Source organism: Novipirellula artificiosorum (assembly GCF_007860135.1).
GTDB lineage: Bacteria > Planctomycetota > Planctomycetia > Pirellulales > Pirellulaceae > Novipirellula_A > Novipirellula_A artificiosorum.
On record NZ_SJPV01000018.1, the window covers coordinates 33,887 to 55,384 of the forward strand.

General features: G+C 56.3%; 17 protein-coding genes and 1 pseudogene. 12 read left to right on the forward strand and 6 right to left on the reverse strand.

The genetic code is table 11. The features are described 5' to 3' along the window. The first annotated feature begins 291 nt into the window (after positions 1–291). From Poly41_RS29800 to Poly41_RS29840, 9 genes are all read left to right on the forward strand, one after another. Complete coding sequence (locus tag Poly41_RS29800; protein ID WP_146531021.1) at positions 292–1,467, forward strand: pilus assembly protein TadG-related protein; 1,176 nt, start codon at positions 292–294, stop codon at positions 1,465–1,467. Then, entirely contained in the window at positions 1,464–2,702 is a 1,239-nt protein-coding gene (locus Poly41_RS29805) for an AAA family ATPase (RefSeq protein WP_231616063.1), read from the forward strand. The genes Poly41_RS29800 and Poly41_RS29805 overlap by 4 nt, the downstream gene beginning before the upstream one ends. A gap of 5 nt (positions 2,703–2,707) precedes the next feature. Further along, complete coding sequence (locus Poly41_RS29810; RefSeq protein ID WP_146531022.1) at positions 2,708–4,108, forward strand: CpaF family protein; 1,401 nt, start codon at positions 2,708–2,710, stop codon at positions 4,106–4,108. Continuing rightward, complete coding sequence (locus tag Poly41_RS29815; RefSeq protein WP_146531023.1) at positions 4,105–4,998, forward strand: type II secretion system F family protein; 894 nt, start codon at positions 4,105–4,107, stop codon at positions 4,996–4,998. Before Poly41_RS29810 ends, Poly41_RS29815 begins: the two co-directional genes overlap by 4 nt. Next, entirely contained in the window at positions 4,995–5,918 is a 924-nt protein-coding gene (locus Poly41_RS29820) for a type II secretion system F family protein (RefSeq protein WP_146531024.1), read from the forward strand. Before Poly41_RS29815 ends, Poly41_RS29820 begins: the two co-directional genes overlap by 4 nt. Continuing rightward, positions 5,915–6,250, forward strand: a complete 336-nt coding sequence (locus Poly41_RS29825; protein WP_197231829.1) for a DUF192 domain-containing protein — start codon at positions 5,915–5,917, stop codon at positions 6,248–6,250. The genes Poly41_RS29820 and Poly41_RS29825 overlap by 4 nt, the downstream gene beginning before the upstream one ends. 152 nt (positions 6,251–6,402) lie before the next feature. Then, positions 6,403–8,409, forward strand: coding sequence for a type II and III secretion system protein family protein (locus Poly41_RS29830; RefSeq protein ID WP_146531103.1), 2,007 nt, complete (start codon positions 6,403–6,405; stop codon positions 8,407–8,409). 7 nt (positions 8,410–8,416) lie between these two features. After that, positions 8,417–8,974 (forward strand): hypothetical protein, encoded by a 558-nt coding sequence (locus tag Poly41_RS29835; protein ID WP_146531026.1) that lies wholly within the window; start codon positions 8,417–8,419, stop codon positions 8,972–8,974. Then, on the forward strand, positions 8,974–9,705 hold the full coding sequence (locus Poly41_RS29840) for a tetratricopeptide repeat protein (RefSeq protein WP_231616065.1): 732 nt from the start codon (positions 8,974–8,976) through the stop codon (positions 9,703–9,705). The genes Poly41_RS29835 and Poly41_RS29840 overlap by 1 nt, the downstream gene beginning before the upstream one ends. A 118-nt stretch (positions 9,706–9,823) precedes the next feature. Here Poly41_RS29840 and Poly41_RS34535 read toward each other — a convergent pair whose 3' ends face one another. Further along, a complete protein-coding gene (locus Poly41_RS34535; RefSeq protein ID WP_197231849.1) occupies positions 9,824–9,979 on the reverse strand; it encodes a hypothetical protein in 156 nt (51 codons plus the stop codon). Here Poly41_RS34535 and Poly41_RS35840 point away from each other — a divergent pair. After that, positions 9,947–10,192, forward strand: a pseudogene (locus Poly41_RS35840) (ATP-binding protein); the annotation flags it as partial. The gene Poly41_RS34535 and the pseudogene Poly41_RS35840 overlap by 33 nt on opposite strands. A 52-nt stretch (positions 10,193–10,244) precedes the next feature. Here the strand turns inward: Poly41_RS35840 and Poly41_RS35555 are convergent. The 5 genes from Poly41_RS35555 to Poly41_RS29870 form a co-directional block, all read right to left on the reverse strand. Next, a complete protein-coding gene (locus tag Poly41_RS35555; RefSeq protein WP_146531028.1) occupies positions 10,245–12,173 on the reverse strand; it encodes an alpha-L-fucosidase in 1,929 nt (642 codons plus the stop codon). Positions 12,174–12,219: 46 nt separating this feature from the next. Further along, the gene (locus Poly41_RS29855; RefSeq protein ID WP_146531029.1) at positions 12,220–14,361 is read right to left on the reverse strand and encodes a beta-N-acetylhexosaminidase family protein; all 2,142 of its coding nucleotides are present in this window, start codon (positions 14,359–14,361) and stop codon (positions 12,220–12,222) included. A gap of 60 nt (positions 14,362–14,421) precedes the next feature. Beyond that, positions 14,422–15,888 (reverse strand): alpha-L-fucosidase, encoded by a 1,467-nt coding sequence (locus Poly41_RS29860; RefSeq protein ID WP_146531030.1) that lies wholly within the window; start codon positions 15,886–15,888, stop codon positions 14,422–14,424. A 126-nt stretch (positions 15,889–16,014) separates the two neighbouring features. Continuing rightward, the gene (locus Poly41_RS29865; RefSeq protein WP_231616066.1) at positions 16,015–18,837 is read right to left on the reverse strand and encodes a glycoside hydrolase family 95 protein; all 2,823 of its coding nucleotides are present in this window, start codon (positions 18,835–18,837) and stop codon (positions 16,015–16,017) included. Positions 18,838–18,965: 128 nt separating this feature from the next. Then, positions 18,966–19,295, reverse strand: coding sequence for a hypothetical protein (locus Poly41_RS29870; protein WP_146531031.1), 330 nt, complete (start codon positions 19,293–19,295; stop codon positions 18,966–18,968). A 688-nt stretch (positions 19,296–19,983) separates the two neighbouring features. Here Poly41_RS29870 and Poly41_RS29875 point away from each other — a divergent pair. Continuing rightward, the gene (locus tag Poly41_RS29875; protein WP_146531032.1) at positions 19,984–20,835 is read left to right on the forward strand and encodes a hypothetical protein; all 852 of its coding nucleotides are present in this window, start codon (positions 19,984–19,986) and stop codon (positions 20,833–20,835) included. A gap of 124 nt (positions 20,836–20,959) precedes the next feature. Further along, complete coding sequence (locus tag Poly41_RS29880; protein WP_146531033.1) at positions 20,960–21,205, forward strand: hypothetical protein; 246 nt, start codon at positions 20,960–20,962, stop codon at positions 21,203–21,205. Positions 21,206–21,498: the final 293 nt, after the last annotated feature.

A 21,498-nucleotide genomic window follows, 5' to 3' on the forward strand; every position in this document is an offset into this window, starting at 1 on the left:
TTTTTTAGCAAGTCAGCGTCATCCGGTGACGTAGTGGACAAGGTGACGAGTTGGCGATGTCCGATAAGTTGTTCAGAATCTGAAGAGTTTATCCTCACCCACGCGAATGACAAATGCACTGGCACCCTTCTCCCCCGGCTTTGCGGGGGAGAAGGGCTGGGGATGAGGGGGCCTGCCTACACGAAGATAGCGGCCGAGCCCCTCACCCCCAGCCCCTCTCCCCGAAGCGGGGCGAGGGGAGCCGTTATTCAAGGTCCACTACGATCACATGACCATAAGAATGGTGCTGTCATGATCTTGGTCGTGATGTTGTTGTTCGCGCTGATCGCGATCGCGGGGTTGCTGATCGATATCGGAATGGCTCGTCTGACTCAGGCTCACATGCAATCGGTTTCCGATGCCGCTGCGATCGAAGGTGGTTGGCATTTGGCGATCGGGGCTGGGGCTGATGAGATGGCGACACGTGATGCCGTCGTTCGTCGCGCGGCCGAGATGTCCGAGAGTTGGGGCCCGCATCGCATCGAGCTCGAAGACGGTTACGATCTCAATGATGATGGCAAACCGGAGAGTGCCCAAACGATCAACCGCGACACGCTCGGCGATCCCGTTCGCCCGATGCTGGATCCCAATGTCGACAACGACATCGCGGGCGACATCGTGCTCGGTGAGTATGTGACTGGCAAGGTGCCTGACGATTTACCCGGCCAGCCCATTGGATACGACCGCAGTCCGGCGTTCGAACCAAGCGTTGATGATCCGAATTCGATTTTGGTTCGCCTTCGTCGAACCGGTGAGGAAGGAATCGCTGGTGGCACTTCGGCTGAGAGACTGACGTACCTGTGGAGTCGCGGTTCGCTACTCGACTTTGGATTGAAAGGTCGGGGTGTCGCCGTTCGTAGTGAGTCGATCGCGAAGATTTTACCAGTGGTGGCAATCGGCCGAGAGTTTGAGAATCCAGTTGGATTGCCAGCAGCAAACCAACTGGCCTTCGACTACACGGAGTGGGAGGCTTCGAGTTTTGCGGATTCTTTCCTAGTGGAATCGTTGAAGCAGCTTGAAGAATACGATTCAGAATTTGAAAATGGCAATCCGCTGTCGATCGGTCACCGAGTCACCAACGCGCCTGATTCGGCGTTGCCAGACGAATCGCAGATCTACTCAGTTAGTGCAAGATTTAAAGATAGTGATGGCGACATTGTCGAGGTCGTCGTCGGGTTCGTCTTTGCGAATGTTGTAGAAGAAGGGGACGGATTTCGAGTTGACATTTTGCGTTTTGAAAACGCTGACGGTGACGTCAATTTCACGACTGACTTCGATGCCGCTTTTCCGACGTTGCATTATGACACTCGAGCTCGTGAGCTCGCATCACAGGTGACCAGCTTTTGGTTGACGAATCTAGGGGAAAGGCAGGTGGTTCGTGCCCCAACGCTTGTCCGCAGCCAACAGATCCAAGGAGTTACCCCATGACGCAGTTTCTTGCCGTCGTTCAATCGGACTCGCTCGAGGTCGAACTGGAAGCGGCCGCTTCCGCCCTCGATGGTGATGCTTCTGTCGATTTTTGTTCCGATCTGTCATCCGCGATACACCATATGCGGCACGATGCACCGAATTTGTTGCTCGTCGAGTTGTCGGGATCACGCGAGTCGCTTCACGCCTGGCAACACGCGATCGAAGTGCACGAAATCACTTGCCCCATCATCGGTATCTTGGATGACGATGCGGACCCCAGTGATGGGGTGTTGGTCGAAGCCGTTCGGATCGGGTTTCGAGATTTTCTGCGGCGTCCGGCAAGTGCGGGAGAGCTGGCCGGTGTGATTCGACGCGTTGTTAAGTCTCGGCCGGAATCGGGGCGTCGCGGAAAGCTGTTGGCGGTCGCCAGTACCAAGGGAGGTGTCGGAAAATCAACGATCGCCATCAACACCGCCGTTCATTGGGCCGCGACGACGAACCAGCGAGTCTTGCTGGTTGACGCTTCGCTGCAATTGGGGGTCGCGGCTTCGTTGTTGGACCTGACGCCAGACATGACGATCGCCGATGTGGCCGCGATGCGGGATCGACTGGATGCCACGATGCTGCGGGAAGTCACGACGCGGCATGAATCGGGGTTGCACGTTCTGGCGGCTCCGCCGACGCCAGCCGATGCATCGGAAGTGGACGACACTTGCATGTCGATCATTCTAGGCGTCGCAAAAGCAGCGTTCGATGTGGTGATCGTCGATTCGTTTCCCCTGCTGGATGCGACGACGTTGGCCATTTTCGACCGAGCGGATCATGTCGCTGTGGTGACGGAGAACGTTGTCCCAACGCTGACAGGAACCGCGGCGATGCTGAAGACATTGGACCAGTTGGATGTCCGCCGAGATCGCCGCTCGTTGATCCTGAATCGGTTTCAACGTTGTGCGGGCAGTTTGTCCGCTGCCGAAGTCGCTGAGCAACTCGGGGAGCCGGTCGCTGCGATCATCAAATACGATCGTCGTGTTCTGGAAGCCGCGAACCTGGGCCGCCCCGTGATCTTGACGCGTGGATGGTGGGGCGTTGGTGGAGCGATGCGAAAGTTGGCGGATGAATTGCGCAAGCGTACGGGCACTGACGCTTCGGCGGTCAGGCCGACGGTTGTCCAGCCCAATTCACCTGGAACCCGTTCACCCGGCACCCGTTCACCGGGAACCAAGGAGGAACCTGCGTCATCGGCCGCGGGTTGATTGCGATGGATGATTCGAATCTAAGAGCTCGGCTGGGAAAGGTTGGACGTCCGACGCGGTTGACGACCGGCAAGTCGCAACCGGAACGACTCAGCGAGGATACGGCCAAGCAAGCCACTGATCCGGCACGTCGTGGTCGAGCGGTGACGGTGAAGGGGCGATTGCATGGTCAGTTACTTGATGATCTCGATCGACGTGGGTTGTTGACCGCTGACAACGAACAACTCAAGCAAGAAGTCGATGCCTTTGTGGCAGACATTGCTGCCAGCGAGCAGTTGCCGCTGAACGATTCGGAACGGTCACGGCTGGCGGACGACTTGTTGGAGGAAACGCTCGGGCTGGGGCCGCTGGCGCCGTTGATGGCTGACCCGTCCGTCACCGATATTTTGGTCAACGGTCCGCATCATGTTTTTGTGGAACGTTACGGTAAACTCGAGCTCACCGAAGTCGAGTTTCGCGATGATGACCACCTGACGCGAATCATTCAGCGGATCGCGACCCGCGTGGGACGTCGGATCGATGAGTCGCAGCCGATGGTGGATGCACGACTTCCTGATGGTAGCCGCGTCAATGCAACACTGCCTCCGGTGACCTTGGACGGGCCGACGCTGTCGATTCGTCGATTCGGCCGCCGTCGCTTGCGCGGGGAGGAATTGCAACGACTGGGCATGTTCAATGAAACGATGGCGGATTTCTTTGCTGTCGCCGTTCGGTCCCGCTTGAACATACTGATCAGTGGCGGCACTGGCAGCGGCAAGAGTACTTTTTTGGGTGCGATCTGCGAGAGTATCCCTGATGACGAACGTGTGGTGACAATCGAAGACGCCGCGGAATTGGTGCTGGATCAACTGCATGTGGTCCGCATGGAAACGCGACCGGCGAATGTCGAAGGGCGTGGCAAGATCGCGGCTCGCGACTTGGTCGTCAACGCATTGCGGATGCGGCCTGATCGCATCATTGTCGGCGAAGTTCGCGCCGATGAAACGCTGGACATGCTGCAAGCCATGAACACGGGGCACGATGGTTCGTTGACGACAGTTCACGCGAACAGTCCTCGCGATGCGATCTCGCGATTGTCGACGATGGTGTTGATGAGCGGCATGGAGTTGCCGCCGACCGCAATTCGTGAACAAATTGTCTCGGCGATTGATCTGATCTTCCACGTCCGACGCTATGAAGACGGTGTGCGACGCGTTGAGTCCGTCGATGAATTGGTGGGGTTGGAAGGCAACACGCCACAGTTACAACAAATCTTTCGGTTCAACGTCTCGGGTCGCAAAGGAAAGCGTTTGCAGGGCACGCACGTTGCAACGGGAACCGTACCGCGTTTGGTCGAAAAACTGCACGCCCGCGCGATCGATGTGCCGACCTCTTGGTTTGAGGACGGGGGGCGTTCGACGTCATGATGGTGCTGCTGATCTTGGCGGTCACGCTGTTCGTGCTCGCGGGTGCGACGCTTGCACTGCGTCGTTCACTCGCCGGTGCCTCCGCAGGCAATCGGCTTGGTGATAGCATCGCGTTGCTTTCGCCGACGAACGTGGCGTCGCAAGTCGAGGCGAGTTCAGCACGTGCGGACCGTCGGCAGATCATTCAACCGCTCTCGCGTCCACTACGCTTTTTGCCCTACATGGTTGGTGCGTTGATTTCCTTGACGCTTGGTCTGTTGACTTCGATTCCCATCTCGATTGTCGTCGCGATCGGAATGGTGATCGCTTTGTTGCTGGCACAACTTGAATCCGGGTGGCATGCTTGGCGACTCAGCCGGATCGAACGGCAGTTGATTGATTTACTGGACATGATGATTCCGATGCTGCGCAGTGGAGCCGGAGCGTCGGCGGCACTGGCGGCTGCGTCCGAGGTGACTGCGTCGCCTCTGCGGGATCAAATCAATTGGTGTGTGCGACGAATCCAGCTTGGCGATTCGGGAAGCAGCGTTTTTCGTGAGCTATCGCGACGGATGCCGATCGATGTAATGGAATTGTTCGCCACGACGATGAGCGTTCACTGGGAAACCGGTGGATCGCTTGCTCCCGTGCTGGCTTCCGTCGGACGAGTCGCTCGGGACCGGCAAGAGGTCGCTCGTCGGATTCGTAGCAATATCGCACAAAGCCAATTCTCGACGATCGCGGTTTTGTTGCTGATCTATTTTGTGGCGTTGGTGTTGTGGCTGGACCGACCGGATGTGATGAAAGAATTCGCTAGCAGTTCGCTTGGTTCAGCAGCCATCGCGGCCACGATCGTGTTGCAGGCCGTTGGGATCGTTTGGATGAACGCAATCAGTAGGCCAAAAGCATGAGTGTTCAATTCCGAGTCATGATCGTCGTTGCCCTATGGATGGGGATCGTACTGGTCTGCTATGCCGTTTGGCGAAGGTACCAACGGCATGGCGAGGCGATTGACCGTTTGCAGCGGGAGATGGCTCGCTCTGACTCTCCTGAAATGGATGAGAGCCGAATCGGTTGGCTGAAGCGGCGCATGATGCTGGCCGGATATGGGGCTCCTGCTGCGGGCACGTTGCTGGTTGTGTTGACAATCGTGATGCTTGTGGGGGGGATTCTCTGCGCGTTGCTGTTTCGGTGGTCAGGTCTACAGCGAGTTTTTCTAGAAGGGATCGAATCGGTTCCCGGCGGCCTGTCAGGGATGCTGGCTCCGGTGGTGATTGTTTCGCCCTGGCTGATCGCTGTCATGGTAACTGCACTGCCAATTCTGGTCGTGCGTGCATCTCGCCGTTCTCGGATCGCTCAGGTGTCGCGTGACCTGCCGCTCGCAATGGACCTGTGGGCAACGCTCTCGGAAGGTGGACTCGGGTTCGATGCGGCATTGGATCGTTGGCAGAGGACTCAACGACCGGATCGTGTGTTGGCGAGCGCGTGTCGAGGCTTTCAACGTGATTTGCTGGGTGGGATGCGGCGGAGTGTTGCTTTTCGCAGGTTGGCAGGTCGGCTCGAAGTTCCATCACTCACTCGATTTACCGCCGCGATGATTCAATCGGAACAAATGGGAGCCAGCGTATCAGAGACGTTGCGATTGCAGGCTGAAGACGTCCGAGCTGAGCGTCGCGAAAAGTCGATGGCATTCGCTCAGTCATTGGCGACCAAACGAGTCGTACCGTTGGTTGTCTGTTTTCTGCCCGGCCTGTTCGTTTGGCCTCTTGGTCCTTTCTTCACTCAGCTATTGCGAATTGTCGATTCGTTGACGGGCGGTGGAGGATCGTGAGCAAGCTCATTGATGTTGAGACTGGCGAAGTGCTCTTCGATCGACTGCTTATCGCGGACACGTTCCGATCTCGCGCAGTGGGGTTGCTTGGGCGAAGAAAAATGGGGATCGACGAAGCGATACTCATTCGCCCATGCAAGTCGGTTCACACCTTCTTGATGCGTATGAGCATCTCCGTCGCATTTGTGGATCAAAGTGGGAAAGTGTTGTCTGTCGTCGATCACCTGCCACCGTGGCGTGTCGTAATGGGGCCGCGTGAGGCCAAATTTGTGCTCGAAAGCGCCGCAAACTGTAGGAAGCTTGCGATTGGTCAGCGAGTCGCGACCATCTGAATGGCTCAAGTTGTCTTCCGATTGTGCCGATTGTAAGGATTGTCCTGTGGTCGGACCCCTCCTGCTGATGCTACGTCGATTGGGGCGAGCTTTTTTGGCAGATCAACTTGTAGTCCATTCACGGAAGACGTTTCATGACCCCTATGTCGGCAATGCCGCTGATTTCGCCGCTTTGTCGCGTTGTGGTGGCGCTGATTGTGGCGTGGATCGTGATGTCAGCGACGCGGTCGTTTGCCCAAGATCGCGGGTCGGTTCGATTGCCGGAAAACAATCTGCAAGCCAATGGCCCCGGACCAATCAGTCCACCGTTGGGAGACCCTCGTGGTGATCGTGCAATTCCGTGGCGGCCGATCCCGGATGTTGGGCCTTCCCGAATTCAATCAGGATTGCCGTCCGAATTGATTTTGCCGCCGCCCAGCGATGCGGCCAAGCGACGAGCAAGTCGCTTTGTGGAATCTGAAATCGATCCCGAGATACCACTTTCGCTGGTGCTCGGTCGTCCGAAAGTCCTGCGACTTGCCGATACTCCGGCGCGAATCTATGTCCCCGACGAGGACACGATTCGCACCGAAATCATCGACCAAGAAACTGGACGTGAACTGGCTGTGACAGGAGTTCAGCCGGGGACCACGACGTTGATGCTGTGGTTCGAAGACAACGATGCACCAAGCGGTCAAAGCGTCGTCAGCTACTTGGTGCGGGTCTATGAGGATCCGATTCTTGCCAAACCGGTCGGTGACCTTGAAGCGGAATTGAACGATAAGTTTCCGAATAGCTTTGTCGAACTCGATGAAATCGCCGATCGCTTGATCGTTCGCGGGCAAGCATCCGACGCGATTGAAATGTCGCAGATCCTGCAGATTCTGACCGGAGCTCGTGGTGTCAGTCCCGGGATCTCACCGACCGTTCAGCAAACATCGCTTTTGCAAGCCGAAAACTTTCAATCGGCGGAGGCAACGGCATTGTACGAAACCGACGATGCTTTTGTGAAACGTATCATTGACCCCATTGCTCTGGCTCAAGCCGGCATCATCAACCAAATGAAGATCGTCGGCGAGCAACAAGTGATGTTGAAAGTCACCGTTGCGGAAGTGAACCGAAGTGCCGCTCGCAGCATTGGGCTCAACTTTGGCATCGACAATGACAATGGCTTGACGGTTTTTCAGTCTTTGACCGGCAACCTCGTCAGCACGCAAAACCAATCCGGTGCGAACATTCTCGCGTCGCTGGACATGGGCCAAGTCCGGTTGGCCATTGAAGCACTCCGGCGGATGAATCTTTCTCGAACGTTGGCGGAGCCGAACTTGGTTGCCATGAATGGCCAGCCCGCCGATTTCCAAGCCGGTGGTCAGTTCCCCATTCCGATCATCAGCAGCGGCGGAGTCGGCAACAATCTGCAAGGCGTCTCGTTTGTTCCCTTCGGTGTGCAATTGCAGTTCACTCCGTTCATCCAGGATCGGGACGTGATTCGATTGCGGATGAACGCCGAGGTCAGCACTCGTGATGAGTCTTTGGGGACAAGCATCGGTGGCGGAGGCGGTGGGACCCAGGTTTCGGGTTTGAACAGTCGGAACTTTTCGACGACGGTGCAACTCCGAAGCGGACAAACCATTGCGGTCGCCGGACTACTGCAAACCAACTACGGAGCCAGTACCGATCGCGTTCCGTTCTGGGGCGACTTGCCCATTATCGGAGCGACAGGCGGGGTGAACCGTAGCAGCAGCGGTGAACAGGAACTGGTGATCCTTGTTACACCACACTTGGTCGCGCCCGTTGACGCTTGCGAAGGCCCGGCACTACCCGGCAGCGATGTTCACGAACCCACCGACATCGAATTCTTCATCGCCAATCGCTTGGAAAGTCGCCGCTCGAGGGATTATCGCTCTTCGGTTCGTACGGACTATGCCCGACAGAAACGAGCGGAACACTGTTGCCCCGAGCTCTTCATGATCGGCGAAGTCGGGCCGACCGATCGTTGCTGTCCTCGACCAGCACCGGTTCCCCACACGGCAACACGCTCTGGTCAGCAACCCGCAATGCCAACCACTTCCGTCGATTCGATGCAACCGATCAAAATGGGCGAGCCGATCGGGGCAGACGGATCGATGGACGGTTCGTCGCTTCGCAAAATGATTCAGCGAGGTCCTCATGTTCAATAGTATCAAGATGATTCGAATTTCAGTGTGTGGCTTAGCAATTGCTTCGATGACAGCACTTGGTTGTGCCTCGCGTGGCGGAATCCTCGGTGTTGATTGTTGTGCCGACGTTCCAGCGGGGGCCATTCCTGAACCTGCAGGCGCGAAAGTTTGCGATTGGCAAACGGCCGGAGTCAGCAGTGCGGTCGCCGATCAGACCGTGCTGTATCAAGCCGACTTCATCGGAACGAGCGCAAATCTGTCACCGGGCGCGGGCGACCGGATGGCTCGCAATGTCAACAGCGGTTTGGCAGCCAGGCAAACCGCGTTGATTGAACCATCGGGTGATGCTGCCCTGGACGCCGAGCGAATAGACGCCGTTAGTGTTCAACTGGCATCCTTTGGCGTCGCCTCGCCGATGGTCGAAGTCGCCACGCCCGCGGCACTGGGACTACGAGGCCCTCAAGCCGAACGAGTCGCAGGCGGATTCGGAAACGTCCGCGGCTCGTCGACGGGCACGGGAGCACCTATTTCGCGACCGTCCGGCCAGGGCGGCTTCGGCGGCAACTTGCCGGGAGGCATCTTTTGATGAGAATGTGCCTCAGCAAGAGCCGCTGGTTTCGTAACCTGATCTTTTTTTCGTTAGCTCTTCCGCTATCGAGCGGATGTGGCGGCATCAAAAAGAACCGCGAATCGGCCTTTTTGAAACCGCTCGCGGCTTCATCGCAAAGTGAAGCAAAGAACAGACGCGAAGCGATTCCCAGTGAAAGATCGCTGTGCCTCGAAACCGCCAAGACCGTCGCCTCGCAAGGCCACGCCACGGAAGCCATGAAGCTTTACGAACGTGCCGAACAACTCGATCCAGCTGCCGCGCCGTTCGATGCGGAACTTGCACCCTTGTACGCAGACGTCGGCAATCAAGACGCTGCGATCCAGCGATACCAACGATGCGTCACCCGCACGCCAGACGATATCGAGCTATCGAACAATTTCGCTTGGACCTTGATGGAGGCCGGTCGTTTCGAAGAAGCAATCACCGAGGCAGAGCGAGGATTGCAAAAAGCTCCCGACAATGTTCGCCTACGAAGCACCCTCGCCATGATTCATTATCGGCAAGGCGACCGCGCAGCAGCGATGCAACAGTTTCAACAAGCCCACGGCCGATCCGCCGCCCATCACAACCTCGCGATCCTCGACATCGACGCCGGCAATCTTGACGCGGCCGAAACGCATGTTCAAATCGCAAAACAATCCGCTGAGCCGAATTCCAAGACCCAGTTGCTCGTATCAGCACTCGAATCGCAAGGCTCAAGCCGATAGCCCGAAAACTCGGCCCCCAAATGGCAGCGGAACGTGATTGACCAATTGGGAACCAAAAAAAATTGCTGCATTGGATTGTCCAATGCAGCCGTGGCGCTAATTCGATCGGCGACCAAGGTTATTCGACTTCGTTGGTTAGCGGCCAAACATCCAAGATGCCGGTGTAGCTCGGCCAGTTCTCGCCCCAATCGCCTGGATGCACGACAGGGTAGTCGGGCGTGCCGGGGTAGGCTTTGCCAGGGTGACCGGGCGGCCCGGCGCCGGGAAAAGTCACGCACTTTGTGCACTTGCGAATCAACTCGTTCAGCAGGGTCGAAGCATGCTACTGACAACGTGCCGCCTGTTAGTGCAACAGCTACTGATCGCCAAGCGGGACCTTCGGCTGCAAAAGTTCATCAAACAGTTGTCGCGTTACGAAGGCCTGATGATCGACGACCTGGGTTACGTGCAGCAGAGCCGGGAAGAGATGGAGGTGTTGTTCACGTTATTGGCGGAACGATACGAGCGAGGCAGCGTGTTGTTGACGAGCAACCTAGCGTTCAGCAATCCGGATGGATGGAGTGAACCGCATTGGCGACGGTTTTCAAGTATTCATCGCAGCGCTCGTAATGCAGCCTCTGCCATGCGGGCCAGTCGGGATCATTGGGATTTGTTGGGACAGCGGTCTTTCCGGTCTTCAACTCCCATGCCTTCTTGCAGTTGTCGCACCAGCAGATATTGTCTCGGACCGTCCAGTCGCCATCGACCCAGATGCCATCCGGCTCGTAGCGACTGACCATCTCCTTGATAAGGGGCAGGAAATAGGCTTTCAGAAAGCCATTCTCGTCCTGGCTGCTTTTGACGCACATGCGAGTGCCTACAGCCCAGTGACCATTTGAAGTATAGGGTTGCCCATCCGCCTTTCGCCTCACCCATCCCGGATTCTCATTGTTGTCATTCAATCGCAGACCAAGAGAATTCACGTAGACGCAAAACCGTTTTCCAGAAGCTTCGCACGCCTGCTTCCACGCGCCCGTCATGTCCCAACCCTTGGGGTTGGGGAGTATCTCGCTCGGATGATGAACGTCTACTCCCTCGTTATTGTGGGCCAGATAGTAAACAGCAGTTACAGCCGGAAACTCACTGAGCAAGTTGGAAAGCTGGTCGGAAGTGTATTGTTTGTCCGTGACGTTATGATTTGCAACGAACAGATTGGCGCCGGATTCCCAGTACCATGCGTTGTGCCCGGGGCTTGGCGTAGGAGAATCCGCTGCTTCGGTCTTGCCGATGAACTGCTGGTGAATTCGCCAGTTGTTCTTCCGCACCCAATCCACGCACTCTTTGTACGGCGTTCCATCCGACTGAAGCAGCCCCTGCTTGAGTTGCCCGCCATTGACCGTCTTATCGATATACTGGCATCTGGAGTATCCGATCAGATAGGACGTGGAGAACGCTTGGTCCAAGTAGGCTCCTTGCGTGCGGCCTGCGCCGGCGGCATCGGGTAAGGAGTTCCACATGACGTTCGAGTGTTCCTGCGTCATGAAGCTGATGTTGTGATCGCAGATCATGATTGGCTTCTTTGTTTCGCGGTACAACCGCTCGAAGTCCTGCGCGGGGAACTGGGAACCGCCGGGCTGGACGGACACGACGTCAACCCACGGAAGCTCCTCCTGGATCACTTCCCAGGGCAATGCCCAGCCGGCGTAGCGTTCGCCGAAAACGAGCGCATCCGGCGCCAACTCCCTGGTAATCGGTCCGAGCGTGGAGTAGAGTTCCCTGGCGATCAGCACTAGGAACTTTTCATCCGACGCGTCCGCTCCGTTCTCACGAAGAAACCGCTCGTAACGCACCTTGCCCGGCGCATCGGCCGGAAGCTCTCGGATGGCGTCCACCCATGTTTTTCCGAGCATGCGTTTGGCTTGCTTCAAATCCCAGAGGGGGATGTCGTCCCAGTAGACGCCGATCAAGTTCGGGTCTTCGCTGGAAGTTCTCAGCATGTTCTCGACGTCTCGACGCGCCTTCTTCTTCCAGACATCGCTGAACACGTCAGGGAAGCGAACCTGTTTCCCCCGCCACGAACTGGTCCCGGTGGGAAAGCAATCGGCGAAATAGGGGAGCACTTCGCGTGTGCTTTTATGCCCGCCGTAACCGAGGCCGTTATAGCCCCACTCGCGGAACTGTGTGGTGAGTTCACCGTTCGCGATCTCCAAGTCGCTGGCGCAATGCTCTTGGAAATACTCCTGGCTCCGCGCGATTTCCCCCGTGTGACACACTCCTAGCGCGATGTATCCGTGACCTTCTGGCGTGACCAGGAAATGCCGGTCATTAATGGTCTCCAGATGGAACCTTCCGGTCGCTTCTCCCTTGATGTTGAGATAGCCGCCGTAGGCGTCGAAGCCTGGCTTGCCGGGAAAGACTTGAGCGGACGCCCTGCCGAAGATGAGACAGGTGATCACAAGCAAAGCAACAAGTCGTTGTGCCTGCGTCATACATCGCACTCCATCATGTTCTGGAACGGCGGATCAGCGGGCCGCATCACTTCACCTCAATCTCGTTCGCGAAACCGATGTCAAGCATGGCGTCTTCGATCTGATCCTTGAAATTCAGCGTGCCGACGCGGTTGAACCAGACCTCTTTGGTGTGATTGGCCGTCACCAGGGCGACATAGGCCTTGTAGTGATCCGCGGCCCGGGTCAGTGCGACGACCGCCTTGTCCTTATCGACCTTGTCCTTGCTTTCGCGAGCTAAAGCGACGTAAGTCGCGCCGCGAATTTTGTCGGCATAGTACTGCCCCATCTCACAGACGGTTTTGATGTCATCGATGGTGAGACGGAGTTCCTTGTCCTTGACTTCACCCAGTTCCTTGAGTGTCTCCTCCGCCGCCTCGACATCTCGCTCAATCAGGTCGGCGAGCGACAGCGGCGTCTGTCCTTGCGCGTCCTTGCCGGCGACGAAGTCCTGGATGGATTGAACCCCCGAATACTCATGCGGCGGAATATTCAAGAAGGTATTCACATCATGGAAGCCCGATTGAGTCCGCGCGCCTTTCTGGCGTGCGTACCCACTGCTTCCACGCATCCCTTCGATGTACCACATGAAATCCAAGCTGCCCCAGTGGAATCCGGTAACGCGAGGGTAGACCATGGAGGCCTTTTGCCAGGCGTCGAGCAATGCGGCACCGTCCACTTCTGGATATCGCGCGTTTAGCAAGGCGATGATTCGGTCATTGGAGTAGTCCGGGTTGTAGGCCATGCGGCCCCAGAGCATCCACTGGAGCCAGTGTTTCTGCACTTCCAATTGGCGCGGCGATTCATGGTCGAGTTGCGTGAATTCGCGGCCGTTGATGAAGCCGTCGTGACCATAGTAATAGCCTTGCGAAACATCGTAGGGAATGTTCTTCACGAACTGGCGGACGAAATCCGGAGCGCCCCAGCGGAGAAGGTACACATCGTCATTCCGCAGCGTCCAAATGGTCTTCACCTTGCCTTGGATGGTCGGGACAAACTCTTCATGGAACGGCTGGCGCGTCGCGGAATAGACGTGGGCCTTGGCGTACTTGAAGCTGAAAATGAAATCCACGTCGGGATGCTGGATCAGAGGCTGCATCTTCTCGAGCACCATGTCCGCTCCGGTCATGTGCTGACGGTGAATGAAGCGGATCTTCCTGCCCGGTTGCGCTTCGAGTGCGTCCAGCGTCCCTGCTGCGTAGGTCTTCACCATCCAATCTTCGCGGGCTTCGGGGGACAGCTCGCCTTGCTTGCGAGGAACGCCCTTTTCTGCCATGTTTTCGCCCGTTGTGATTCCGATCCCCGCCAAGTCCGGGTAGGTCAAAATCAGGGCTTTGACGCTCTGCCGGAAATAGTCGATCGTTGTCTCATTCTCCGGGTCATCGTCGATCCCGTACTTGCCGTTGACGCCGTAGTCGAAGATGTTCCAGGTGACGATGTAGAAGTCGACGTTTCGCGACTTGCCATAGGTCATGACCTGCCGCCAAAATTCAATCTTCTCCTCCATGGTGATCTCTTTGACCGTCTCAAGGTTGTCCTCTTGAAACTCCGGGCCGGTCCATCCCACGCCTAACCCGCTGTAGTACTCCTTGAACGGTCCGCGCGAGCGTTTGACGTCGTCAAGCGCCACATCCGGATACTCAGGCGTCTTGACCAGACTTGGAAACGGGTGCATTGACCAAAGCGAAATGTAGTTGTACCGATACTTGGCTAGCGTATCGATGTACGACTTCCAAAATTCCATGCTCCACATTTCGGGAATGTTCTCCTGCGCCGCGTCGCACACATCGCTATAGCTCGGCGTACGAACATCTAGCGGGATATTGAATTTGACGCCGCGCATTTGCATATACGGATTCTGGGTCTTGTCCTTGACTCCGGCCAGACCTTCAGAGCGAATCGTCTCCGCCAGGTCCAGCCCGCCATACATGGCGCCGCCCGCATCTTTACCAGCGACGACAATCGCCGCCCCGTTTTTGCGGATCATGAATCCTTCAGCTTGGAGGTCGAGTGAGTCGTCGACCCGAAACACGACTTCTGCTTCTTCCCCACGCGTCGCTAGAGAAGCCTGGATCTCCTCGTTGGCAAATTCCAACTGAGGCTGTAATGCACCGGAGGCGGTTCCGGTGCTGATCAACAGTAGCGTGCAAAGAATCGTGTGAACTCTCATCAATCTCTTCCTTTCAACTTGTTGTGATTAACTGCGAAAAATCCTGAGGATCCCTGCTTTCTATCGATTCACCTTCAAGACAAAACCCAACTCAGACTTCAAGCGAGCGGGTAGAGTCGCGGTTAACCCATTTTCATCCTGGCTGAAGTCCACCTTGCCGTGCCCCAGCAGTTCAACGGACTTCACCTTCCCAATGCCTGTGTCAAAAGACTTCACTGTTACTGTCTCTTTCGCAGGGACCAACGAGATCGCGTACAGTGAATCATCCTTCTGCGTAAACCAGAAATCCTCGGCGGTGAAATCAAACTGAAACCCGCGTTTTTCGCGGTCCCCCGTTCCTCCCATGCTGAGTTGAGTTATTCCCTCCTTGGTGAGCTTCCATTTGCTCGTTCCGTAAACGGCCTCGCCGTTGACATCCAGCCACGCACCGACGGCTTGCAAATTGCCAACGCTCTCGGTGGGCACACCGCCCAAACCGGTCGGCCCAATGTTCAGCATGTAGTTGCCGCCCTTGGAAACGATTTCGATCAACCAAAAGAGGATTTCCTGAGGTGACTTCCAATCCTGGTCATAACCGTTGAACCCCCAAGAGTTGTTGAACGTGCCAACGGTTTCCCAGGGTTTCTTCAGATCATCCAGGTTTTCAGGAATCTTGTTATCACCTGGAATGGTGTAGTCGCCAAATCCGTTTCCGATTCGATGAGTGATGATAATCTGCGGCTGGATGTCATACACGATCTTATAGAAATTGAAGCTTTGCTCAGCGTCCATGCGCCAGGGCATGTCATACCAAAGACATTTCATGTCCGGGTAATTCTCCATCAATTCCTTCACTTGTGGATACGCTTTGTTGTCCAGGTATTCCTGAAACGTATTCGGGCTGGGGTCCCATGTGTTGGCACCGAAGGCCAGGTTTTGATTCTCGATCGTCCACCCCTTCTCCTTGTATTCTGCTGCACGGCAGTCGGAACCATCCGCCCAGTCAATGTTGTGAGAGTAATACACACCAAAGGCCAGGCCCTCCTTCTTACAGGCGTCATGCAGTTCCCTGATGATGTCGCGTTTGAAAGGGGTTGCGTCCATCACATCAAAATCGCTGACTCGCGAATCGTACAATGCAAAACCGTCATGATGCTTTGCAGTGATGACGAGGTATCTCATGCCCGCGGCTTTCGCGAGCTTGACAATCGCCTCGGCATCAAAATGGATGGGGTTAAACGACTTCGCCAACTGCGCGTATTCCGCCCGAGGAACCTCCGCTGCGTGCTGTATCCACTCTGCGACATGTGGACGTCGCATCTCATGGATCTTTTGGCCATCCCAGACCCCACCTGGGATCGAATAGAGGCCCCAGTGGATAAACATTCCAAACTTGGAATCTTTGAACCACTGCATGGTCTCGGCCTTGGACTCGTTCATCGCCTTCCATTCTTTCAGGTGAACTTCAGGCAGCTTATCCGGCGGAGCGGCGTAGCTGAATTGTGCGGCGCACATGAGGACAAGGGGGAATAGTATTCTTAGTTTCATCGAATGGTCCTTTATGTTTGGTGTTTCTCGTTTTCGAATTTCGTGCAGGTCTACTGCTCTGTTTCTTATTCGCGGTTGTACACTCGCCCACCTCTTTCACGCGACTGCTAAGCAGTTCACCAGGAATCATCGGGTATTGTTTATTTCACTCTCCCGCAAGCGGCAGGGTGAGTCTGTGTCATCATACTGTAAGGCTTGACGCCTGGGTCGGTCCAACAGCCGAATCACTGTTGCTCCCTGGTTGCTCTCGCGGCCATCAGCATGCACCGCGGTGACCTTGATCGTCATCTGGTCGACTTGTTCTAGGTCGGCGGATTTGTAGACGAAATCGGTGACTGTGATATCGGAAGCGATCAGCTCATAGTCCGGTGCGTTGCCGACCGCGCGGTACAGCTTGTACGACGCTGCATTCGCGGTGCCCGTCCAAGAGAGCTGGATCTCATCTATTGCAGATTCCTTGTTGATCTTAAGGTTCGTGGGCGCGATCACCGGAATGCAGACCGGGATGTCGGTGACTACATAGGTCTGGCCCTTGGTGGTTTTGATGCGGACTTGGTCACTGCCCTTGGCAACGAAGTCGACCGCCTGACCTTCCGCGGTCTTGATCATTGCCTGGGCGACGTTGGGGTACCTCAAGTCCAAGTCTCCGCCGGATTTGGACAAGACTTCCAACTGACTAGCGTGACCGCCGGTCCACTGTGCCGAGACCTCGAAGTTGCCTCGCGCCAATAGGCCTTGGTAGCTGCCCTGCGACCATGCCGCGGGCATTGCGGTCAACGGGGCCACGACGTGATCCTGGCTCTGGAGAAGCATCTCGGCGACACCGGCCGTGGCGCCGTAGTTCGCGTCGGCCTGGAAGAGCGGGCCGCCCCGGTGGTCGTTGAATAGGTTGTGCAGATAGTTTCCGCCCAACAGCGCCTCGTAGAACGAGTAAGCCTCCTCGCCATCGTGAACTCTGGCCCACATGGCGATCCGCTCGGCGCGTGACCATCCAATATTGCTCTTATTGGTGCGTTTGGTCAGGCTGACCTTGGCGGCATCCAGCCAGGCCGGGGTCGTGTCGTTGATCAATTGGCCCGGGTACAACCCGAGCAGCATGGAGGTGTGCCGATGGGCGGGGTCGCCAATCTCACCGTAGTACTGCTCCTGACGAAATTCCTTGATCTGCCCTGACTTGCCGATCTGGATCGGGTCCAGCAGCGGTAGCTGGGTCTTGAGTGTGGACAATCGGCTATCGCTACGTCCCAGGATCTCGGCCGCCGTCAAGGTGTTGTGGTGGTTTTCGTAGAACATCTGCTGGTCGAAGGTGGTACCAACTGTATTCCGCAGTTTTTGTTCCGGGGACGAGGAAGGGTTGGCCAGCAGGATGCCGTCAACGTCTTTGACGAACCGGGATACAAAGTTGGCCTGGTCGTACATCACGGGATACACCTTGTCCGCCAGCAGGGACGGATCGCGCGTGTAGTCGTAATAGTCCCAGAACATTTGAGCGATCCACGAACCTGTGCCGAAGCCTGCAACGATTGACCTCCCAGGCACGTTGTACGGGTTGGTCCAGAACGGTCCTGCCCAGCCGTTGTCTCCACCTGGGTCGAGCTGCGAGGGATTGAACTCCTTAATGTACTGCGTGGCGTGCAAGCGCTGCCGAGGCACGAAGGCGTTGAAGTAGCCCAGATAGCATTCGAACAGCTCCGGCATGTTGGCACAGAAGGCTGGCGCGTAGGCCATCTGCAGGTTGGTGTCGTGCAGGTACTGAGACGCCCACGGGGGATCGCTATAGACGTTCCAGATTCCCTGAAGATGAGGCGGGAGCGTGCCTGCCCTGGAGGAGCAGATCAGCAGATAACGCCCGAATTGGAAAGCGAGTTCTTCAAGGTAGCGGCTCGATTCGCCATCGGGGTAGCTATCGATCAGCTCGTCGGTGCAGATTGTCGGTTCCGCGGCACTAAGGTCAAGGCTCACCCGGCCGTAAAGCTTCGTGTAGTCTGCTTGATGGTTTGCCAGCAACTGCTGGTACGACTTCGCCGCCGCATCGCCCAGGTACCGAGTCACTTTGGCGTGGGGGTGGGGGAAACTCGATAGTTTGTCGGCGTTCTCTGTGGTCAGGAACACTTTGGGGTCGAACTGGTAATTGGTTCCGACCGCGAGCAGAATCACTGCGCTGTCGGCATCCGAAACGGTGATGGTTCCTTGTGACTTCGTATTGGCGGCCTTCATCGTCCCACCGGCAGGGATGACCTTAAACTGGCCCTCATACTTCACGTTGAAGTAGCTCATGACGCCGGAGAGCGTGATCGTGTCGTCCTTCGCGACAACAGATCCGGACTTGCCGGATCCCAAAAAGGGGATGGTCGGGCGCAGTGTGAACGACAACGTTCCCGCCTTCGATGCACTCAAGCGGATCGCCATCACCTTGTCGGGGTAGCTGGTGAAGTATTCTCTCGAGTACTCCACACCGTCCTGCTGATACCTCACATGCGAGACGCCTTCGCTAAGGTTTAGTTCCCGCTCGTAGTTGCTGACGTTGTTGTGGCCGAAATCGAGAAAGACCTCGGCAAAGTTGTTCAGGCCTCCGTGGCGAAGGCCTCGGCCTTCCGTCGAGTCGTACAGGCTGTTTTCGGTGATCTGGATTCGTTCGCTTGCCGTGCCACCAAACACGTTGGCACCCATGTAGCCATTGCCCATCGGGATTGAACGATCGACCCAGCCAGCATTGCTGTCCGGGGCAGGAGCGTCGTACCAGAGCCGCAGATCCTTGCCAGGCCCCTCTGCGATCAACCCAGAGGAGGACTCCACAGCGGAAAGCTCCGGGGCGAACGCGATGCCCGTCCAGGCCAGCGTGAATACGGCAAAGGCGGCTGTCATTGACTTGCGTACAAACATCATTTCTCCAGAAAACTCATTCTGACTCGGTGTCCAAAGTGTCATACTAACAACGTCCTGAATCATGGTGCAGAACCCTGGCCTTGGTATTTGCGTGACTAGGCCGTCTGTTGGTCCAGACACTTCTGGCTTGTTCGTTCCTCTGGTTTTCACAGGAGTGAAGATGACTGCGCAATAGGCAGTGAAGCTGTCTTTCACGAACTGCTCTCAGCGCCGTCTAGAATGACCTTGTGGCGATCACACGATTGGCTGCGGAGTGTGACGTCGTCGGTCCTCAGCTCGAAGTAGCGTGGCATCATGTAATGTCCGTCCGCGACGAGGATAGTTCCCCCAGGCCGGATGTCACTTGCAGCCTGGAAGAGTTGGTCGACCGTCGACACCCGAATCACCTGCCCTTCAGGCGGTGGGAGCTTGGGAGCCGAGGGCAGCCAGGAGAAATCGGGCGGGGCTGCATCAACTGGAGCGACGAGGAACAGTAAAGCAGGAACGAGTGCGGCTAGGGCAGGGCGTTCTAGATTCAACATGGTAATTCTCTCTGTGGCTGATGAACTTCGCCCACGGTAACAAACGAGAGGTGAGTCAGGATCAAGAATTAGGCTAGGACGGACTCCCATTCCGTTATTCCGATCAACAAAGAACGGCTCATCCGACGGAAGCGCGCGGAACCCAGGCTCGAGGTTTTTTGGAGGTATGGCTCCGGTGTCCAATGATCTCTTAGAAAAGAGTCCCCGACGGACGGTCGTCGGCCGGGAACCGGTAGCACCCTTGGCGCACCGTCGACCGGGATATCCCTTGTCAAGTTGCACCTCTGCAGAGCTCGACTCCGTTTCTCCCGGCAACTGCACGGTAACAAGTGAAAATAGCTCCTGCCAGCAATGATTGGACACCGGAGAGATGCCTCGAAAACCTCCTGCGCACGCTTCCGCCGGATGAGCCCAAAGAACGGACTGGAAGTCCGTTCGACAAATTCGCGGCGACCCCGAGAATAACGAGTTGACGCGCTACTGGCCTGCAAATTCCGATCGCGTGCGAATGGCAGGCAGGATGGCGACCCCACGTCAGGCCGGATGCTTACGCCACGTTTCTATGTGCCGATTCGATGGAAAGAGAGCGATCACGGAACATCACGAGTACGGTGAGTGTTTTCGGGTAAAACCAGACTCGCCTTTCGACTAGGATAGACTGGGAATAGCTAACCGTACTCGATGTGAGATGCTCGTCGCCGCGGCTAACACCGTGATCTACAATGGCCAATTTGAGTTTTTCAACCACACTTCCGCTGATCGCTTCACCTGCGTTCGTACCATCCGTCCGTTCGCAGCATTCCTCGCGATGACGATTGTGCTTGGAGGATTCGGAAGCGAAGCCAGCACGCAAGAGATTGGTGAGCTTTCGATTCCCACGCTCGTCAACGAAGCGGCTGGAACTGCGGAGCCAGAAAAGGAGTTGGAGGAGGCATTGCGAGAGCTTGACTACCAGTTCGATCGTTGCTTTGCGTGGTGGGGCGAAGTTTACGACCCCGAAAGCGGTGGCTTCTTCTATTCCATCAGCAGCAAACGCAATCCACACTACGGCCCGTTTATCGAAGCGACGGCCAAGGCGATCCATGTCCTCGAGTGGACGGGCATGATGCAGCAGACTTCGCCAAAGTTCCGAGCGGGTGTGATTCGTTATTTCCAGAGTCGCCAAAACATGGAAACCGGCTTCTTTCGTGATCCCGACTACCAAAACACAATCGTCCTCTACAACACCGCCAATCTGCTGAATATTATCCAGTGCAACGGCGAGACCTTCAACCTGGAATTGCGAATCAAGATCGTACAGCGAAGCACGGAGATTCTGAGCACGATGCATGCCCAAAATGGCGGTTTTGTGACTCAGATCGGGAAAGCATCGCCGAGCCAGAATGGGATTCGTCTGGCGGATGACGTGCTTGAATCCAATACAAACGCAACAGGCTTAGCGCACAAGGCTCGCAACCTACTGATTCAATTGGCAACTGGCAAAGACGAATCTTACCTCTATCGGTACAGTGACGACTTTTTAAAGGCGTTGCCGAAATAGAAATAGATGGGTTAAAGCCGTGCTTTGTCGTATCGAGAAACGCCAAGTCTTTCGGCGATACCGTGGATGCCGAAGCTCTTGGTGAGTTTCGTTACCGTACGAAGCAAATTAGCGAAGGCCAATCATGTTCGCGTTCTCCCATTGCCCACCGTCGTTGCTTGCCCAAATCGTATCCGGCGATCACAAAGGCACTGTCGAGTCGATCGAAGCTCGTGCGTCAAGCGAGGAAGCACTTGATGATGCCGGCATCGACATGCCATATCCGACCAACGTGATGTTGTTCCACTATCAAACCCAGCAGACCGGTGGCGGATGTCTTGGCGGTTGTGCAACTTCAGGTCGTCAAACTTCGCTTTCAGTTGTTTCGTGATAGCCGTTATAGCACCGCCTCGATGCATCGCCGGTTCGCGGCACTTGTCTTTCACGCGGTTTTCAATGTCAACTTCGAGACTCCTGTCATCCATGCGAGCGTAGCTACTCATTAACAGGGTTTTCAGCAGCTCTGCGGTGGTTTCGTCTTCGATCGTCGGCGAGGAAGCATCGGCTCCGAGCTGCGCGCAACAACGCCGCGATGACGAAGAGTTGCGTGTGGGGCGCTCGGTTGAATGTGATTGGTTTGTTCATAATAAATTGGTAGGCAATCGGCGTGCCAAGTGGCATCCG

Bases quoted from the DNA above. Each gene is read 5' to 3' on its own strand.
- Poly41_RS29800 (WP_146531021.1), top strand. From the start codon at position 292: ATGATCTTGGTCGTGATGTTGTTGTTCGCGCTGATCGCGATCGCGGGG.
- Poly41_RS29805 (WP_231616063.1), top strand. From the start codon at position 1,464: ATGACGCAGTTTCTTGCCGTCGTTCAATCGGACTCGCTCGAGGTCGAA.
- Poly41_RS29810 (WP_146531022.1), top strand. From the start codon at position 2,708: ATGGATGATTCGAATCTAAGAGCTCGGCTGGGAAAGGTTGGACGTCCG.
- Poly41_RS29815 (WP_146531023.1), top strand. From the start codon at position 4,105: ATGATGGTGCTGCTGATCTTGGCGGTCACGCTGTTCGTGCTCGCGGGT.
- Poly41_RS29820 (WP_146531024.1), top strand. From the start codon at position 4,995: ATGAGTGTTCAATTCCGAGTCATGATCGTCGTTGCCCTATGGATGGGG.
- Poly41_RS29830 (WP_146531103.1), top strand. From the start codon at position 6,403: ATGCCGCTGATTTCGCCGCTTTGTCGCGTTGTGGTGGCGCTGATTGTG.
- Poly41_RS29835 (WP_146531026.1), top strand. From the start codon at position 8,417: ATGATTCGAATTTCAGTGTGTGGCTTAGCAATTGCTTCGATGACAGCA.
- Poly41_RS29840 (WP_231616065.1), top strand. From the start codon at position 8,974: ATGAGAATGTGCCTCAGCAAGAGCCGCTGGTTTCGTAACCTGATCTTT.
- Poly41_RS35555 (WP_146531028.1), bottom strand. From the start codon at position 12,173: ATGACGCAGGCACAACGACTTGTTGCTTTGCTTGTGATCACCTGTCTC.
- Poly41_RS29855 (WP_146531029.1), bottom strand. From the start codon at position 14,361: ATGAGAGTTCACACGATTCTTTGCACGCTACTGTTGATCAGCACCGGA.
- Poly41_RS29860 (WP_146531030.1), bottom strand. From the start codon at position 15,888: ATGAAACTAAGAATACTATTCCCCCTTGTCCTCATGTGCGCCGCACAA.
- Poly41_RS29865 (WP_231616066.1), bottom strand. From the start codon at position 18,837: ATGATTCAGGACGTTGTTAGTATGACACTTTGGACACCGAGTCAGAAT.
- Poly41_RS29870 (WP_146531031.1), bottom strand. From the start codon at position 19,295: ATGTTGAATCTAGAACGCCCTGCCCTAGCCGCACTCGTTCCTGCTTTA.
- Poly41_RS29875 (WP_146531032.1), top strand. From the start codon at position 19,984: ATGCTCGTCGCCGCGGCTAACACCGTGATCTACAATGGCCAATTTGAG.
- Poly41_RS29880 (WP_146531033.1), top strand. From the start codon at position 20,960: ATGTTCGCGTTCTCCCATTGCCCACCGTCGTTGCTTGCCCAAATCGTA.